Source organism: Antarcticibacterium sp. 1MA-6-2 (genome assembly GCF_021535135.1).
In the GTDB taxonomy this organism is placed as follows: domain Bacteria; phylum Bacteroidota; class Bacteroidia; order Flavobacteriales; family Flavobacteriaceae; genus Gillisia.
The window spans coordinates 1,200,002-1,217,802 of sequence record NZ_CP091036.1 but is presented as its reverse complement, the minus strand read 5'-3'; the positions used below and the strand labels follow the sequence as shown (position 1 = coordinate 1,217,802).

The 17,801-nt window shown below is 38.1% G+C and carries 17 protein-coding genes and 1 pseudogene; 9 read left to right on the top strand and 9 right to left on the bottom strand.

Annotated features, from left to right (window positions below):
• Positions 1–109: 109 nt before the first annotated feature.
• Positions 110–991, bottom strand: coding sequence for a DUF808 domain-containing protein (locus LZ575_RS06125; RefSeq protein ID WP_235329848.1), 882 nt, complete (start codon positions 989–991; stop codon positions 110–112).
• A gap of 510 nt (positions 992–1,501) precedes the next feature.
• Here LZ575_RS06125 and LZ575_RS06120 point away from each other — a divergent pair.
• A pseudogene (locus tag LZ575_RS06120) lies at positions 1,502–3,265 on the top strand (von Willebrand factor type A domain-containing protein).
• A gap of 4 nt (positions 3,266–3,269) precedes the next feature.
• Here the strand turns inward: LZ575_RS06120 and LZ575_RS06115 are convergent.
• The 7 genes from LZ575_RS06115 to LZ575_RS06090 all read right to left on the bottom strand — a co-directional run bounded on the left by LZ575_RS06115 (position 3,270) and on the right by LZ575_RS06090 (position 7,996).
• Positions 3,270–3,428: a hypothetical protein gene (locus tag LZ575_RS06115; protein ID WP_235329846.1), complete on the bottom strand. Its 159-nt coding sequence runs from the start codon at positions 3,426–3,428 to the stop codon at positions 3,270–3,272.
• Between the two features lie 233 nt (positions 3,429–3,661).
• Positions 3,662–4,255 (bottom strand): DUF3471 domain-containing protein, encoded by a 594-nt coding sequence (locus tag LZ575_RS06110; RefSeq protein ID WP_235329844.1) that lies wholly within the window; start codon positions 4,253–4,255, stop codon positions 3,662–3,664.
• Positions 4,227–5,114: a serine hydrolase gene (locus tag LZ575_RS06105; protein ID WP_235329842.1), complete on the bottom strand. Its 888-nt coding sequence runs from the start codon at positions 5,112–5,114 to the stop codon at positions 4,227–4,229. Before LZ575_RS06105 ends, LZ575_RS06110 begins: the two co-directional genes overlap by 29 nt.
• Before the next feature lie 964 nt (positions 5,115–6,078).
• Positions 6,079–6,660 carry a DUF3471 domain-containing protein gene (locus LZ575_RS06100; protein ID WP_235329840.1) on the bottom strand — a complete coding sequence of 194 codons (582 nt, stop codon included), beginning with the start codon at positions 6,658–6,660 and terminating at the stop codon, positions 6,079–6,081.
• A 206-nt stretch (positions 6,661–6,866) separates the two neighbouring features.
• Positions 6,867–7,427 (bottom strand): serine hydrolase, encoded by a 561-nt coding sequence (locus tag LZ575_RS06095; RefSeq protein WP_255702814.1) that lies wholly within the window; start codon positions 7,425–7,427, stop codon positions 6,867–6,869.
• Entirely contained in the window at positions 7,387–7,635 is a 249-nt protein-coding gene (locus LZ575_RS22360) for a serine hydrolase (RefSeq protein ID WP_255702813.1), read from the bottom strand. Before LZ575_RS22360 ends, LZ575_RS06095 begins: the two co-directional genes overlap by 41 nt.
• 82 nt (positions 7,636–7,717) lie before the next feature.
• The gene (locus LZ575_RS06090; RefSeq protein WP_235329838.1) at positions 7,718–7,996 is read right to left on the bottom strand and encodes a hypothetical protein; all 279 of its coding nucleotides are present in this window, start codon (positions 7,994–7,996) and stop codon (positions 7,718–7,720) included.
• Between the two features lie 158 nt (positions 7,997–8,154).
• Here LZ575_RS06090 and LZ575_RS06085 point away from each other — a divergent pair, with 158 nt between their 5' ends.
• Both LZ575_RS06085 and LZ575_RS06080 read left to right on the top strand, forming a co-directional pair.
• Entirely contained in the window at positions 8,155–8,538 is a 384-nt protein-coding gene (locus tag LZ575_RS06085) for a hypothetical protein (RefSeq protein ID WP_235329828.1), read from the top strand.
• A gap of 475 nt (positions 8,539–9,013) precedes the next feature.
• Positions 9,014–9,361 carry a DUF2147 domain-containing protein gene (locus tag LZ575_RS06080; RefSeq protein WP_235329826.1) on the top strand — a complete coding sequence of 116 codons (348 nt, stop codon included), beginning with the start codon at positions 9,014–9,016 and terminating at the stop codon, positions 9,359–9,361.
• Between the two features lie 240 nt (positions 9,362–9,601).
• Here the strand turns inward: LZ575_RS06080 and LZ575_RS06075 are convergent, their stop codons facing one another.
• Positions 9,602–9,982 (bottom strand): hypothetical protein, encoded by a 381-nt coding sequence (locus LZ575_RS06075; protein ID WP_235329824.1) that lies wholly within the window; start codon positions 9,980–9,982, stop codon positions 9,602–9,604.
• Positions 9,983–10,269: 287 nt separating this feature from the next.
• Here LZ575_RS06075 and LZ575_RS06070 point away from each other — a divergent pair, with 287 nt between their 5' ends.
• The 6 genes from LZ575_RS06070 to LZ575_RS06045 all read left to right on the top strand — a co-directional run bounded on the left by LZ575_RS06070 (position 10,270) and on the right by LZ575_RS06045 (position 17,468).
• Complete coding sequence (locus tag LZ575_RS06070; protein ID WP_235329822.1) at positions 10,270–11,115, top strand: aldehyde dehydrogenase family protein; 846 nt, start codon at positions 10,270–10,272, stop codon at positions 11,113–11,115.
• Positions 11,116–11,199: 84 nt separating this feature from the next.
• On the top strand, positions 11,200–11,652 hold the full coding sequence (locus LZ575_RS06065; protein WP_235329820.1) for an aldehyde dehydrogenase family protein: 453 nt from the start codon (positions 11,200–11,202) through the stop codon (positions 11,650–11,652).
• 316 nt (positions 11,653–11,968) lie between these two features.
• Entirely contained in the window at positions 11,969–13,048 is a 1,080-nt protein-coding gene (locus tag LZ575_RS06060) for an efflux RND transporter periplasmic adaptor subunit (protein ID WP_235329818.1), read from the top strand.
• Entirely contained in the window at positions 13,048–16,173 is a 3,126-nt protein-coding gene (locus LZ575_RS06055) for an efflux RND transporter permease subunit (RefSeq protein ID WP_235329817.1), read from the top strand. The genes LZ575_RS06060 and LZ575_RS06055 overlap by 1 nt, the downstream gene beginning before the upstream one ends.
• On the top strand, positions 16,166–17,032 hold the full coding sequence (locus tag LZ575_RS06050) for a TolC family protein (RefSeq protein ID WP_235329814.1): 867 nt from the start codon (positions 16,166–16,168) through the stop codon (positions 17,030–17,032). Before LZ575_RS06055 ends, LZ575_RS06050 begins: the two co-directional genes overlap by 8 nt.
• Entirely contained in the window at positions 17,004–17,468 is a 465-nt protein-coding gene (locus tag LZ575_RS06045) for a TolC family protein (RefSeq protein WP_235329812.1), read from the top strand. The genes LZ575_RS06050 and LZ575_RS06045 overlap by 29 nt, the downstream gene beginning before the upstream one ends.
• Positions 17,469–17,801: the final 333 nt, after the last annotated feature.

The window sequence follows — 17,801 nt, the reverse complement described above, 5'->3', positions numbered from 1 at the left end:
CCCAATAGGATAATATTCTTAAGTAGAAAATTTTTCTAAATATTCTTGACCTTATGATCGCGAAGTTTTGAAACTTCAACAATTTAAAGTTTCAGAGTTAACTTAATAGTTAAGATTTCAACTTTTTCCAAACCTTGCTAATAAGTTTTATAATCAACAATACAAGAATCCCCACTACTAAACCTGTAAGAAACTCCAGTACAATACCAGGAAGATGGAGGTTCTCAAACAAGTCGTGGATATAATGAATGTTGTGAACAAAGATTCCTCCCGAAACCAGAAGTAAGGCTATAGTTCCAATTACAGAGAGGCTTTTAATCACTTTCGGCAATGCATTTACCAGGAACAAACCTATTTTATCAGAAAAAGTATTTTCTTTTTCGTTAAAATCTATAAGTTTAGCTCCAAATTCATCCATTCTCACAATAAGTGCTACCAGCCCATAAACCCCAACAGTGGCTACAATAGCAATAATGGTAACCACGAGAATTTGGTTGAGTAATGGTTCATTTGTCACACTTCCCAGAGCTATAATTACTATTTCAACTGAAAGAATAAAATCGGTCACAATTGCCGATTTAATTTTTCCTTTTTCCATGCTCAAAACTTCTTCTTCGGAAAGTTCTTCAAGTTTTGGCGTTTCCGCGTGGTGAGGATGAGGAAAGATCCATTCATAAATTTTTTCGGCTCCTTCGTAAGCGAGATAGAGCCCCCCGATAATTAAAATAATAGTAATGGCAGCTGGTAAAAATGCACTGAGCAAAAATGCCAGGGGTAAGATTATAAGCTTGTTTAAGGCTGAACCTTTTGTAATTGCCCAAAGCATAAGTAATTCTCTGTCAGATAAAAATCCGGAAGCTTTTTCTGCATTAACTGCAAGGTCGTCACCCAGGATTCCCGCCGTTTTCTTGTAAGCGACTTTTCCCATCACCGCTACATCATCCATTAAAGTTGCAATATCATCGAGAAGGGCAAAAAATCCTGAGGCCATATTTATTTTTGTGTTAGGGGGAGCAAGATAAGTTTATTTACGAAATTGAAATTTATAGAATTCTTAAATATAAGTTTCTTCAGAAGATTTTTTTCGAACAGATTTTTCGAAGAAAAATATTAGCGATTTTCTTCCGCCCGTAAAGTTTAGGTTTTTAAAGTGCCTTAAATTATTAAATCTTCTATTACCGTCTGCCAATCAAATGTGTTTTGCCTTTTTTTTTATAATGAAATTACGAAACAGGAATTTATCTTGAATTGACAAGGTGGATTTTGAGCAGTGAATGGAAGAATTTCAGGAAATTTTTTAAGTCGTTGCAGTAAGCCTGTATAATTTATGTGGAAAAAATAAGGAAAAAGAAGTCGTTGCTCTAAGTCCATTATGGACATACATTTTAAGCTAAAATTTGAATAATAAAATATTTAGTTTAACTTAACTTCAGGATTTCATAAATATACCTTTTCCCTACCTCGGTTTTCCAGTTCCAAATAATATTAAAAATTTTAAAAAATGAAGATTCTTGCCTCGCTAATGCTGTTTTTTCTATTAACTGCTGCTCCTTCAGTTAAGACAATTTCAGGTGTTGTTTCAGATGAAAGTGGTACACCCATTCCTGGAGTTAATATTACAATTAAAGGTAAGAGCAAAGGGGTTCAGACAGATTTTGACGGGAGGTATAAAATAGAAGCGCAGGAGGGGGATATATTGTTATTCACCTACCTTGGATTTTATCAGGAAAAGAGGGAAGTAAAGCAAAAGGATAAGATTAATGTTACTTTAAGAGCTGATAACTCATCATTAGAAGAGGTAGTGGTAATTAGCTACGGGGGCAGGCGAAGACTATTTGGAAGAGCTTCTTCTTCAAAAATTACTCAAAACGAATCTTACAGAAAAATTGAGGAAAATATTTTTAAGAGGGTCAGTACTGCTCCTTTATCCACATTTTCTATTGATGTTGATAAAGCTGCCTATAGCAATATTCGCAGGATGATTAATAACGGTCAGGAGATTCCTGAGGATGCGGTAAAAATTGAGGAAATGATTAACTATTTCAACTATAATTACCCCCAGCCAGAAGACGAGCATCCGTTTTCCATTCACACAGAAGTAGCGCAAACTACGTGGAATTCTGATACCCGACTTGTTAAGATTGGACTACAGGGTAAGACAATACCTTTGGATGATGTTCCTGCTTCAAATCTGGTTTTTCTAGTCGATGTTTCCGGATCAATGGATGAACCTAACCGATTGCCTCTTCTAAAATCTGCTTTTAAATTACTTACAAATCAATTGCGCCCACAGGATAAAGTTGCAATTGTTGTATATGCTTAAGTGCGGCGGGTCTTGTGCTGCCATCGACCAGCGGAAGCGAAAAGTCAAAGATCCAGGCTGCGCTTGAAGAGCTTTCCGCCGGAGGATCAACTGCTTAGTGGAGCAGGAATACAATTAGCATATGAAGTTGCCAAAGAAAATTTTATTGAAGGAGGAAATAACCGTATAATCATTGCAACCGATGGAGATTTCAATGTTGGTGCCAGTAGTGACAACGCTATGGAAAAACTTATTGAGGAAAAAAGAGAAACGGGAATATTTTTTACTGCACTTGGCTTTGGGATGGATAATTACAGAGGTTCAAAATTAGAAACCCTGGCAGAAAAAGGTAATGGGAATCACGCGTATATTGATAGTATGCAGGAGGCTCAAAAAGTTTTGGGAACTGAATTTGGAGGAACTATCTACACTATTGCCAAAGATGTAAAAATCCAGGTAGAATTCAATCCTGCAAAGGTCCAGGCATACAGGCTTTTAGGATATGAAAGTAGATTGCTTGAAGATGAAGATTTTAATGATGATAAAAAAGATGCCGGAGAATTGGGAAGTGGGCATACTGTTACAGCAATTTATGAGATAATACCTGTAGGAGTTAAAAGTAAGTTTGTGAAAGACGTGGATGATCTTAAATATTCGGAACGGAAAGTAAGCAAATTTGGTGACGAATTACTCACAGTAAAATTTAGATATAAAAATCCAGATGGAAATAAAAGCAGACTTTTGGAAAAATCTGTAAAGGATGCCGATTTAGCTTTTTCTGCAGCTGGAGAGGATTTTAAATTTTCAAGTGCTGTTGCGCTTTTTGGAATGATCCTCCGAAATTCCGAATATGCTAACGGGGCAGAGTTATCAAAAGTGGTAGATATGGCAGAGAATGCTCGAGGTAAAGATGAAGACGGATATAGAGCAGAATTTATTAGGCTGGTGAAATTGATGCAATAAAGTTTTAGGAAAGGTCTCCCAGCAACAAATAGAATGCAATACCAGCAAGCAAGATCCCACCAAGGATCAATTGTCCTTTAAGGATCCACCAGTCCCTGTTGATGTGGGACAGGTAATTCTTTGTATGATCCTTTTCTTTCCAAATGTTCTCTCTTGCTTCCATGATTCTAAAGTTTAGCTTTGCTTTAATCCATTTTTTCTTCCTGATTTAAACAGAATTTAATTAATAGACGCTGAAAAGCCAAAAATGTTTCATCCTTGGGAATTTTTTAACGAAGAATAAGAGAAAATTAGGAAAATTGAAGGTCTGTCCCCTAAAAATATGGATGTCATATAGAATAAAAGCCGCAGGGCAGAAATGAAAAGATTACCAAAATCTTATTTTCCTGATACGATTTACTGCTTTACAAAATCCAGATCCTGGAAATCAAAACTAAAGTCGGTCATTGGGGAGACAGGTTCCATTTTAAAAGCGACTGCTTCTCCTTCGCGGTTGAGGGAGAATATTACAAAAGCATCTCCGTTAAGGCTTCGGTCATCCCACTTCACTACAAACGAGTTGCCTTTGTAGTAGCTCATATCCCCTTGTAAATCGGGAGCTTTTTCAGCTTCAAAACGGAGTTTTCCATTTCTGTGGGAAATAGTCACTTTTCCAAACCACGGATCCTGATAAGTACCGGTGTAACCAGATAGAGCTTCAGCACTCATTTTGTTCTTTTTCTGAACTTCAGCCACGTTCCTCCATACTTCAGCTACAACAGAATCTGCTCTTTTTTCGGCTCTTAACCTATTATCATTGTACTGCTTTATCCTGTCCTTGCCTTTTATTCCGAAGTAAGAATCTTTAATAGAGTTAGTAACCGAACTAAATGCCGCACCGCTTTGCTGATTGGTCAAAACAATTATCCCCAGTTCCAGTTCCGGTATCATAGTTACCTGACTCACAATTCCCAGAAGCCCACTAAGTGTGGGTAACTTCTTTGTAGCCATTTACATCGCTAAGGAACCAGCCTAATCCGTAGGCCTTAAAGTTTGTGTTATAATTTCCCCTTCCAGTATGCACCAAAGTCTGCGGACTCCACATCTCGTAATGTTGTTCTTCACTAAAGAGGCTGTTTTGTAAATTTTCACCGTATTTGCCGCTGTTTAGCTGTGTCTGCACCCATTTGCTCATATCGCTTACAGAAGAATAAACCCCTGCGGCAGGATTGGCAGCTTCAGTAAAGCTTAGGCCAACCGTTACCAGCTTACCGTCTGTGGGCGCATGTCCATCAATTACATTCGTTTTATCTTCAATAAGATTATAATTTACTGCAGAATCATCCATACCAAGCGGTTTGAAAATATTTTCTTCTATAAACGTCTCATAATCCTGCCCTGATACCCTTTCTACAATAACTCCTGCCACAATATAGAGCAGGTTATCGTAATCATACTGTGACCTAAAGGAGGAAACGGGTTTTAAGTACCTAAGATTATAAATAAGTTCATCCCTGGTGGTTTTGTTTTGGGAAGGCCATACCATTAAGTCCCCTGCACCAAGTCCGAGTCCGCTGCGGTGGGTGAGAAGATCCCGAACCGTAAATTCACTCGTTACGTAAGGATCATAAAGTTTGAATTCAGGAATAACTTCGGTGACTTTTGTATCCCACTCCAGCTTTCCCTGATCAATTAGAATTGCGAGAGCTGCACTTGTCATAGCTTTCGTATTAGAAGCCACGCCGAATAAAGTATTTTCATCAACCTTTCCGCCAGATTTAAGAGATCGCGTACCGTAACCTTCCATATGAATTACCTCCCCATCCTTTAATACAGCTACCGCCATTCCAGGCACGTCGAAAGTCTTCATAGATTTTTGTACAAGGCTATCAATTTGTTGATTGGTGAGACCCTGGGAATAACCTAGGTTTGAATGAAAAAAAATATAGTAGTAAGTACCGTGAAGAAGGTGATTTTCATCAAAATTGTTTTTAAATGTGCTGATAAATATAAGAAAAAGTGGAATGTGGAAGGATGCCTGAGAATAAGGCTATCGGGAGAAACGCCTTAAGGAGGAGTAGATGGATATTGAAGGCCAGAACTATAATAGCTTCTATACCTGATGAATTATTTCATCTTAAATAATGGGAATTTAATATTTTTAGTTTTAATTCAAATCCACTTGGAATAAAATGGGAGCTCGTTATATTGGAGCCGTCCAAAAATAGAAGAATACAAGACCAGCTAACATTATCCCTCCAAATAGGAGGAGACATTTAAAAAAGATTCGGTCACCATTTATCTGCATAACATAAGTATCCAGAAACTTCTTTTTTCCTTGTTTTGGTGTTAAAGCTTTCATATTTCAGGTTTAGGGGGTTTAAACCTAATAAAAGCAACACTGGTTCCACAAATTTTTAAATGTATTGCAACTTCATATAAAAGAATGAAAAAATCCTAAGTGTTTATTAAATATAATTTCTTGCCATAAGAGGGAATCTCTGTTCAACACTCCTTTCTAGGGTGATTAGGAGAATATAAACATTACTGGTTATTAAGGATTTTTAATATAACAATTAGATTTTGTTTAACAGGGGTGATGAAACACTTTAGGATGGCAATTCGTCTGGTTGACCTAAAATTCTACAATAATAAATTGAAGTCCACACGAAAATCCCGGGGTATGAGTGAATATGGACTGCTGGAACAGGGAAAGGGAATACCATAAAATTTGAGAAGTATCCTGTGAACGCATGTAAAAGAATTAATACTTATAGAACCAAAAATTTAATCTGGTAATAAAGGGGCATTACTTTACAACTTTTAATCCATTGCTATTCCACTCTCCTTAGATCCAAATCCTGAAAATCGTAACTAAAATCTATGTGGGGAGAGATTCCTCTCATTTTAATGCTCTCTCCTTTTCCGGCTTTATTTAAATTAAAGGTCGCAAAGGCATCGGCATCTAAGTTAGGGGTGGCCCAGGCAATTGCAAAGGTGTGGTCTTTATATAATTTCATAGGCCCGTTTAGTTTAGGAGAGCGTTTGGAAGTAAACCAAAGCTGCCCATCTTTTTCAGAAATTTTTACTTCCCCAAACCAATCATCCTTGTAAGTTCCTGTATAATTTTCAGGATTAATAATGGAATTATCGTTTGTTTCGACTGTTTTCCAAACTTCTTCGGTATAAGTATCTCCCTGAGTTTTTAGATAATCGTTAGTTCGAGCAATCTTTTTTATCCAACCTTGATCTTCAAGCCCAAGGTAGCTGTCGACAATGCTATTGCTTACAGCAGAAAATAAAGCGCCTCCACCACTGTCTGTATTGGTAAGTACAACAATCCCCAGTTCGAGATCTGGTATTAAAGTAGTTTGGGATAACATACCCGGTAGCCCGCTTAATATGCGATACTTCAAGGTTGCCCAGCTTATCTGTTAAAAACCAACCCAGACCATAGCCCGCGAAGTGAGAATTATATGGAGTACCAAATTGTGGATCTAGAACGGTGTGCACCTTCCACATCTCGTAGTGGTTCTTTTCAGAAAATAAAGATTTGCTGAGGTTTTCTCCATACCTACCTTTATTGAGTTGGAGCAGTAACCATTTGCTGAGATCATCAACATTAGAAAAAATTCCGCTTAGCTGCACCATTGATGCTTTTTATAATGTGTTCTATTTGCCGTATTTCTCCTGATGCCGTGGAATGTGGCATTGCAAGGCTGCTTTTATCTTCTACTCTTTTTAAGGAGGCAAAAGAGTTATTCATTGCTAATGGCTGCAAAATTCGCTGCTCAATAAATTCTTCATAAGAAAGACCGCTGACTCTTGAAATCAATTCCCCCGCCACCAGGTACAGGAGATTGTCATAATCAAATTGTGTCCTGAATGCCGAAACAGGTTCGAAATACTGGAAATTTGTCATTACATCCTGAATTGTAAAATCGGCACCGTCTGGAAAGAACATAAGGTCTCCGGCCCCCAGGCCAAGTCCGCTGCGGTGGGTGAGGAGGTCCTGGATATTAAAATTTTCCGTTACGTAGTCGTTATACATTTTGAATTCCGGTAAATATTCCTTTACCTTATCATTCCAGTTGATTTTTCCTTCTTCTTCCAGAATAGCCAGTGCAGCGGCAGTAAAAGCTTTAGTATTGGAAGCAATAGCAAAATTGGAATTTTTGGTCACTAAGTTCCTTAGTCTTAATAGATTGCACACCATAGCCTTTTTGGTGAACTACTTTTCCGTCTTTTACAACAGCTACAGCTGCACCTGCAACTTTAAATGTATTCATAGCCTCTTGTACCAAACTATCAATTTCTGCTGAAGAGAGTTGTGGATAAATTAGATGAGAAGTAAATAAAAATAGTAGCAGAAGGAATTTGTTGTTTTTCATTGAGAGATTATCAGAATCATAAATATCAGAAAAATTTGCCTGGCAGACTAAATATCCAAAAAGAAGCTTTAGAAGAGGTATTTCAGGTATAGAAATGATAGAGGGCGCGGCTTATTATTCTCCAGTAATAGGAGTCAAAGAGCAGCACTTCCAAAATGTGCTCCAGAACAATAAAGGAACCTGTATATAGGAGAACCGGATGTATTTTTCCGTGAACAATTTTATCCCACAGCATTGCAACCAGGATAAAACTGTCAGCCAGAATAAACCCGAACCAGACATCAGGTCTTGGAACAGCAGGAAAATAATGTCGGAACCTGAACCAGGCGGGCCAGATAATAACTAGCGTTGCTAAAAGCATCAGCCTTTTATGAGCTTGCGGATTTTTACGATAAGCCATTCCGCCTAGAAAAAGAAAAAGGAAAATAAAGGCAGAAAGTGTAGCCCCAAGAATAGTTGAAATGGCGGTATCCCCAAGTCCTTCTTTCAGCTCTCTTTCAGCCTGAAAAAGTCCCGCTTGTGATAATTGTTATTGCTGAACCAAAAGCAAGAATCACACCTAAAGCTCCCAGTGAAATGTGTAAGCGATGCTTCCTGTACCTAATGAGTAAGCTCTGCACCAAAAACAGTAATACCCAACCAAAAGCCAATGCACCGTGGAAATATATTGAGAATGGAGCTCTAAAAGTGCCGGAGGTAACAGGAAGTAGAAATGGTTTTGCAAATCCAATAAAAACAGCTAAAAGAGCAATTATTCCAATGACGACAAAAAATAAAGGTTTCCGTTTTTTTGCAGCCCTTTTCCCAGTTAACAAAGAAGCTCTCAATTTATTTGGAATTGATGAAAGATTTTCTTCGATTTTTCAGGTAAGAAAAATGGTAAGACATAAAATTGCCATTTAAAATATTAAATTTAAATTAAAAATTCATAGATATAGAGAAATTTGAAAATATATTACTGAAAAACAATTGTTTAAGGGTTGATTTAAAAACTCTTCTCTTTTAATAAATGATAATTTTACTCCAGGGAAACTGAGGAACAAAAGCGTGGAGGAGGAATAATTCCTAAATCTCCGGCCTGACAAAATTATGAGTTTAGTTTTACAGCTTTTGAGATCACACCTGTTTCAAAGGGTTTGTCATTTTAATACAGGCTTAGTTAAAGAAATTTATTAAAGCGTTGGTCTGTTGAAAATACTTTTAAAACTGAAATTTCTTATCATACATTAAAAAATATCAAGTTTTCATCTTATTTTTGTGGGGTAATATCTGAACAATTCCCTACTTCAATTGGTTCAGGTCCTGAACCTTAAGGTGAAGTTTCTCCACCTCCTAATAAATATCTCGTTACACAATAGCAGAACGTCTCCAGTACATCATGAATTTTATTACCATTATTTTATTCCTTTTTTTGAACAATACTCCAGATGCGCTCATCGGGATCTGGCTGTATAAAGAAGATACCTCACGGATTGAGATATATAAAAAGGACGGCAAAATTTGCGGAAAATTAATTTCCTCGAAAAACCCTGAATTTAATGCAGGAACAGAAATTTTGAAAGATTTTATATTGATCGAAGGAAAATGGCAGGGAAAGTATTTTCTTATTAAAAAGGATCAATGGATAAATGCGATGATTTATCAGAAAAAGAATATCCTGCATTTTGAATTAAACTATGGCTTCATCAATAAAAAGTTTCACTGGTATAAGGAGGCAAAGAATTGACATGCAAGTCTAATCTCAATAATTGTTTTATCATCCTATACCTTTGATAAAGCTCAACAACTTCCTTAACAATCATTTTCCTGCAGAGTGCGGTTTAGTACCTAAAGGAATTGATGAAGAGTTTAAACGGATCTCAATATTCTCAATCCCGGGTTGAACTTTAGAACGCTTGAGGTGCTCTTCAATAAACCAATTCAATAGATTTGAATGATTTAAATTCCCGGGGTGTATTAATTTTCTCTACTGAAAAAAATCTTCCCGGTAGCTAAAGAGCAGGATTATAAGGAGCAATAGAGAAACCATAAATGTAACATCAATTAATTTCTTCTTGCTGTTATATTTTTCAGGAGAGTAGTTAGAAAAGAACTCCTCTGATTTTTTCATTTCTATGTATTGATGGGCTCCCATTTTACGGGCATACAATCCTTGTTCGGTAATGATATAAGTACCGTTTGAAAGCTTTTTAATAAGATTAAAATCTTCCAGTTCATTCAACATATCTTCCCGAAAAGAATCCTGCGGAATTACATTTTCTCTTTCTTCTCTAATATATCGTAATGCCATATCTATTTCCTTAATAGCGAAAAGAGAAGTACCTGTTTGGGGGGCGGTCATTTGCATAAGATGTGTCAGACAATTTTTTGAAAATCTGTAAGACAAATATCGTTAATAAAAATATTAAAATCGCTTAAAGATAAATTTAATCGATGAAATACACTATATGCGCTTTTAAAATTGTATGAATTGCTCCTCACGGAGAGAATTCCCATTTTTAAACAAAAAATGGGCCGGGCCATTTTGCCTGTGCGAATAATATGGAGAAGTATTTCGTATTTTTAGAAGCATATGATTGAACAGTTGCCGCAGAAGGTATGCAAATTTTAACCTGTTGAAAAATAAGTCGAATTATGAAAAAAACTCCTATAGATACCATTCAGAAAATTCACGAAGAGCAACGAAAATTTTTCGGTACTCATAGAACCAAGGAGACAGACTTCAGGATAAATCAGTTAAAGAAATTCAGGCAGGTCATCTTTGATAATGAAGAAAGGATATTAACTGCACTTTGGAAAGATTTACACAAATCCAGGGAGGAGGCTTATCTTACAGAAATAGCTATCGTTCTTCAGGAAATCGATTTACACATCAAAAAGCTGGAGAAATGGTCAAAGCCGAAAAAAGTACCAACTCCGGTTCATCTCCGCCCATCGTCCAGCAGGATCTATTTTGAACCTTTAGGGCAGGCATTGATCATTGCTCCTTGGAATTACCCTTTTCAACTCCTTATGAATCCTTTAGTAGGAGCAATTTCTGCCGGATGTTGTGCGATATTAAAACCTTCAGAATTTACTATGAATATTGCCACTGTAATGGAAGATATTGTTAAGGAGGCATTCGACGAGACCTACGTAGCACTTGTACAGGGAGGACAACAAGTGGGAGAGGCGTTGCTGAATCTAAAATTTGATCTCATCTTTTTTACCGGAAGCACAAGAGTAGGTAAAATTGTAATGAAAGCAGCAGCCGAATTTCTTACTCCTGTGATCCTCGAGCTGGGAGGAAAAAGTCCCTGTATAGTAGATCATACGGCCAATATTGATCTTGCTGCAAAGAGAATTGTCTGGGGTAAAACAATAAACGCTAAGCCAAACCTGTATCGCTCCCGATTACCTGCTGGTACAGAAATCTGTAAAAGAAGCGCTCCTTCAAAAAATAGAAAAGCATCTGCGAGAAATGTACGGGGACGACATTAGTAAAAGCTAGGTTCTATCCTCGCATTGTGAATGAGAAAACTTTTAATGCCTTAGCTAAGTCAAATTGATGAAACAAAGGGAACTTTGCGGTTTGGAGGAAAAATTAAAAAGGAAGAATTGTATATCGAACCCACGATCGTGGATCAAATTACACCGGAAGATGTCCTGATGCAGGAGGAAATTTTTGGACCCATTCTCCCGGTGATGGAGTATACTGAAATTGATGAGGCAATTAATTTTATAAATTCCAGGGAGAAGCCCCTGGCCTTATACTACTTTGGAAAAGGAAATGCCGGGGAAATTTTAAAAAAGACAAGTTCTGGTGGAGCTGCTTTAAATGACACCTTAATGCATATCACAAATCACCATCTCCCATTTGGAGGCGTAGGTCATAGTGGGCAGGGGAATTATCATGGGAAACAGAGTTTTTTGGCTTTTAGTCATCAACGTGCTGTAGTTAAAACCCCCACCTGGATTGATTTACCCTTTAAGTATGCACCCTTCAAATACTTTAAATTTGTAAAACGATTATTGTAAAATTCCATTGGAAGCTCCTTGCAAAATGAATGATTCTTACAAAGAAGAAAATCATTTTGTAAAAACTTTTTTCTTTTTGTTCATTGGTCATTAAACCTTTTCTTCTCTACCAAGTCTTATGTGCAGTCGGAGTCACAATTAAAAGTGTAAGTACTATTAATTTTCACAACTCCCTTCCTCAGGATTATTGTTATGTCGCTTTTGCAGATGGAATTATCAAAGAAAACAATGATGTTAAGGAAAATTTTTGAGTAAGAAGATTTAGATTTGTTAATTAAGAATTTCAGGAATTAAGCCTGAGTTACCTCACAATTAAATGAAAGTCAAATATGTAGTTTTTATTCTCCTTGCTGTTGGTTTTATAGGATTAGTGGCCTATAGGATTTCAAATAACAGTGAAAGTGCAAATCAGGGGAAAACAGGAGGTGCACTAGCTCCGGTTAAGGTTGGAGGCCTGGTCCTGCAGCCGCGAGAATTTGCAGATAATTTATCTCTGTCAGGTTCGCTGGAGGCGAATGAAACTATCGAAATTCGCAGTGAAGTTTCAGGAATTGTTGAAAACATAAATTTTGAGGAGGGGAGCAGGGTCTCGAAAGGACAGGTTCTTTTTCGGGTGAACGATCAGGAATTGAGAGCTCAACTGGCAAAGGTGCAAACTTCAGAAAAACTGGCTTCAGAAAATGAGCGAAGGGCAAAACTGCTTCTGGAGAAAGAAGCTATAAGCAGGGAAGAATATGATATGGCTGAAGCTGATCTTGCATCGGCAAAAGCAGAATCACAGTTAATGGCAGCTCAACTTTCCAAAGCAACTGTACGAGCTCCTTTTTCAGGAATTATAGGTTTGAGATCTATATCGCAAGGTACTTATGTGACTCCTTCTACTCTCATCGCAAAACTTGTGAATACTGACAGGCTGAAAATCACTTTTTCAATTCCTGAAAAATATTCTTCACAGGTGAAATTGGGCGATACCATCTCTTTTTCTACCTCAAACTCTTCAATGGAACACAAGGCAGAAATCTATGCTATGGAACCCGAAGTTGAAGTATCTACAAGGACTCTAAAAATGAGAGCGGTTGCAGAAAATGCTGAAGGAAAATTGATCCCCGGTAGTTTTGCCAATGTTTTCGTCCCTCTGGCTAAAGTAAACAACGCTTTAATGGTTCCTTCAGAAGCATTAATCCCAATCCAAAATGGAAAGAAGATCTTTGTTTCTGAAAACGGAAAAGCAAAGGAGATCGTTGTGGAAACAGGTGCCAGGACAGAAAACCTGGTAAGGGTGCTTTCAGGTCTAAAACCAGGAGACACTATTCTTACTTCCGGAGTAATGATCCTTAAAAATGGAACTCCTCTAAAGGTAGATTTAAGACAACCAGTTGCTAATGCCCAATTGTAATGAGTTTATCTACACTTAGTATTAAGCGTCCCGTGCTCACAATTGTAATGAACATTGCAATTGTGCTTTTTGGGATCATTGGCTTTACCTATCTCGGAGTTCGGGAATTCCCAAGTATTGATCCTGCGATAATTTCGGTACGTACAAGCTATACAGGTGCCAATCCCGATATTATTGAATCCCAGATAACAGAACCTCTTGAAAAGGAGATCAACTCCATAGACGGGATAAGGAATATTAGTTCCACCAGTAGCCAGGGATCCAGCAACATTAACATTGAATTTAATCTTGATAAAGATCTTGAAGCTGCGGCAAATGATGTTCGGGACAAAGTATCGCAAGCAGTACGTAAGCTTCCGCAGGATATAGATGCACCCCCGGTAGTATCTAAAGCTGATGCTGATTCCCAGCCCATCATAGCGATGACGGTTCAGAGCAAGGAGAAGAATGTGCTGGAGCTAAGCGATTATGCCGAAAATGTCATTGCTCCCCGATTACAAACGATACCCGGAGTAAGTAGTGTTCAAATATGGGGACAGCGCAGGTACGCGATGAGGTTGTGGATTGATCCGGTAAAACTGGCTTCATACGGTGCAACAGTAAGCGACGTACGTGCGGCACTGAGTGCACAAAATGTGGAACTGCCAACGGGGAAACTTTCAGGTTCCAATACTGAACTGGCAGTAAAGACTATTGGAAATCTTTCAACAGTTGAACAATTCAATAATATAATAATCCGGTCAGACGGGGATAAACTAATAAGATTTAGTGACGTAGGATCTGCAGCCCTGGAGGCGGAAAATCTAGAGACAAAGCTCAGTGATTCCGGTCAGGAAATGGTTTCTATGGTAATTATTCCCCAGCCGGGGACTAACTACCTCGACATTGCTGATGCTTTTTATGAGCAGTACGAGATGTTGCAGAAAGATCTGCCGGAGGATTTCAATCTTAATATCGCATTCGATAATACAACATTTGTAAAAAAATCTGTAACTGAGGTTGTGGAAACCCTTGCTATTGCTATTATTCTGGTAATCCTGGTGATCTATCTTTTCTTCAGGAACTGGTCAATTGCGTTACGGCCACTAATTGATATTCCGGTGTCTTTAATTGCCACCTTTTTCATTATGTGGATCTTTGGTTTCTCAATCAATGTACTTACACTTTTAGCTATTGTTCTGGCAACGGGTCTGGTGGTAGATGACGGTATCGTGGTCACTGAAAATATTTATAAGAAAGTAGAGGAGGGGATGAGCCCGATCAAAGCAGCAATTGAAGGATCCAACGAGATATTTTTTGCGGTAATTTCTATTTCTGTTACTCTGGCGGCAGTATTCCTTCCGGTAATTTTTCTTGAAGGATTTGTGGGAAGATTATTCCGGGAATTTGGAGTAGTATTAGCGGCTGCAGTTCTTATTTCGGCATTTGTAGCTCTTACTTTGACTCCAATGTTGAACGCATACCTTATGAAACCCGGGAAGCAGAACAACTCCAAATTTTACAATTTTACTGAGAAGTATTTTGTGAAGATGAATAATAGTTATGCTGAATCGCTTCGGTCTTTTATGAATAAGAAGTGGATAAGCTTTCCCATTCTGGGATTATGTTTAGTTGCTACTGTTGTTTTTTACAGTCTGCTTCAGAAGGAAACAGCTCCCTATGAGGACAGAAGTTTTATTAGTATTAATGCGACAGCTCCTGAAGGTTCTTCCTATGAATATATGGATAGGTATATGACTGAGCTTACTCAGCTAATTAATGATTCTATTCCGGAGAAAAAAGTAAGTTTAATAATTACCTCTCCCGGATGGGGATCAAATTCGGTTAACAGTGGCTTTGGAAGAATAGCTCTTGTAGAACCCGGAGAGAGGGAGCGTTCACAGGAAGAAATAGCAAACAAATTAACTGCCTGGACCAAACAATATCCCGATGCAAGGACGAATGTTAGCCAGAGCCCCACTATTGCAGTTAACAGGAGGGGAGGAATGCCTATTCAGTATATTATTCAGGCACAGAATTTCCAGCAACTGGAAGAAAAGATTCCGGAGTTTATGGAAGAAGTGGAGAACGACCCAACTTTTTCAAATTCAGATCTTAATCTGAAGTTCAACAAACCTGAAATATATGTAACAATTGACAGGGAGAAAGCTCAAACAATGGGAGTTTCAGTTCTTGACGTGGCACAAACGCTGCAGCTTGCTTTGAGCGGACAAAGATTCGGATACTTTATGATGAATGGTAAACAGTATCAGGTAATGGGGCAGTTTGATAAAAAAGACAGGAATGCTCCCATGGATCTTACTTCAATGTTTGTGAGAAACAGGGATGGTCTTTTAATTCAGCTGGATAACCTGGTTACAACAGAAGAACAAAGTAGCCCGCCTACTTTATACCACAACAACCGCTATATGAGTGCGACTGTTTCTGCCAGTCTTGCACCAGGAAAGAGTATGGGAGACGGGATAGACGCAATGGAGAGAATAAGAGAAAAAGTGCTGAATGATTCTTTTACTACAGATCTTGGAGGAGAGTCAAGGGATTTTGTGGAAAGTAGTTCCAATACAATGTTTGCTTTTGGACTCGCATTATTGCTAATTTTTCTTCTTCTGGCTGCCCAGTTTGAAAGTTTTATGGATCCACTTATAATTATTCTTACTGTTCCCATGGCAGTAGCGGGAGCTTTATTTAGTCTCTGGCTCTTTGGACAATCCTGGAATATTTTCAGCCAGATTGGAACTGTAATGTTAATAGGCCTTGTGACGAAAAACGGAATTTTAATAGTTGAATTTGCCAATCAATTACGGGAGCAGGGAATGAATAAAAGAGATGCAATTTTAAAGGCATCAGAAAGCCGTCTGCGTCCAATCCTTATGACCAGCTTAACAATCGCACTTGGTGCTCTTCCAATTGCAGTTGCTTTTGGTGCTGCATCGACCAGCCGTATAGGAATGGGAGTTGTAATTATTGGTGGAACAATGTTCTCCCTGATTTTAACCCTTTTCATTATACCTGCAGTGTACTTAATGTGGTCCAGGGAAAAGAAGCACAGGCCAGAATTTGCCGAATTAGAAACTCAAGTAAGCCCGGAAATCAGAAGAAATCCGGAACCCCAGTTCCATGAATAAATTACTCAGCTTTTCAATATTATTTCTTTTTGTTTTTAATTCTCAATCGCAGGAGCTTTTAACCGTTGAAGAAGCTGTTAAAATTGCTTTGGAAAATAATTTCCAAATTCGGTTAGCTTCCAATGAGCTTGAAATAGACCAAACCCAGGTAAGTATAGGTAACGCTGGAATGTTACCCACTGTGGGCATAGCAGGAACAACAAATAGTAGTATCCAAAATAGTTCACAAACCCGTGCAGATGGCAATCTTATAGAGCTTGATGATGCCCGGAACAACAATATAAACTACGGGGTTGTCATGGACTGGACAATTTTTGACGGGTTCAGGATGTTTGCACGTCATGATCAATTGCAGGAATTGGAGAAACTTGGGGAGGCAGAGTTGCAGCAAACCATACTTGAGAGAGTGAGTGATGTAATGATCACGTACTATGATATGGTACAGCAGCAGCAGCAGCTGGCAGCCCTGGACAGTACACTTGTAATATCAGAACAACGGCTTGAACTTGCGCAAAACAGGTTCACTATCGGGAAATCTTCTAAGCTGGAAGTACTCAATGCGCAGGTGGATATGAATACAGACAGGACCGAGATGTTGCGGCAGCAGGAACAGTATAGAAATACAATGATCCGCCTTAACCAGATCCTCGCCCGGGATCCTCAAATTATTTTTGAAGTAATAGAGGATTTTGAAGTGGACCAGGATCTTTTCCTTCCTGAATTGGAGGCTATGGCCTTACAACAAAATCCCACTTTACAGGCACAGGTAATTAATAATAATATTGCAAAACTGGAACTGAAACAGGTAAAGGCGGGTCGCTATCCCAGTCTTGTCGCAACCACTAAGCTACCAGTTTAATGAGTCAGAATCTAGTTTAGGATTTACCACCAGTGCCAACTCCCGCGGCTGGAACTATGGTTTTACCGCAAGGATGAACATTTTTGACGGTTTTAACCAGAACAGGAATGAAAAAGTTGCCCGGATCCAAATTGAGAATACCGAGTTACTTGTAGAGGAGCAGATCTTAAATTTGCAATCGCAACTGGGAATAGCTTACCAAACCTACCTTACCAATATTAGTCTTATTGAGCTGGAAAGAAATAATGAGGCTATTGCCAAAGAGAATCTGGAAATTACAATGGACAAATTTAGGATAGGGACTATTCCAACTATAGAATTTAGGACTGCACAATTAAACTATATAAATGCTGTAGTAAGACGCAGTAACGCAATTTTTCAGGCAAAACTTTCAGAAATAAATCTGAAGGAATTCGCAGGAAATCTAATGTTGTAATTCTTCAAAAAATTCCAAAAGCTTAGACAGTCAGCCAATCGGAAACAAATTCCAGGATTTCATATCAACCAGATTAAGAAATTCAATAATCGCCCGTGAGCAGCTTTAAGGAAATATCAAAACCGGGTTCTTACGAATTGGATCTTTTTTTCGTTTTCTAATTTTAAATAGGCCCATTTTCAGTGACAGGTTCTCCAGGAAGTGCTCAATTTTCCCGTTATTTTCATCTCCTTTATATAAAGAATAAACAAAAGATAAAAAAAACATTAGCAGAAAGAAAGATCCAAGAAAGAAGAAGTAGTGATATTGATGAGAAAAAGAAATAATATCAAA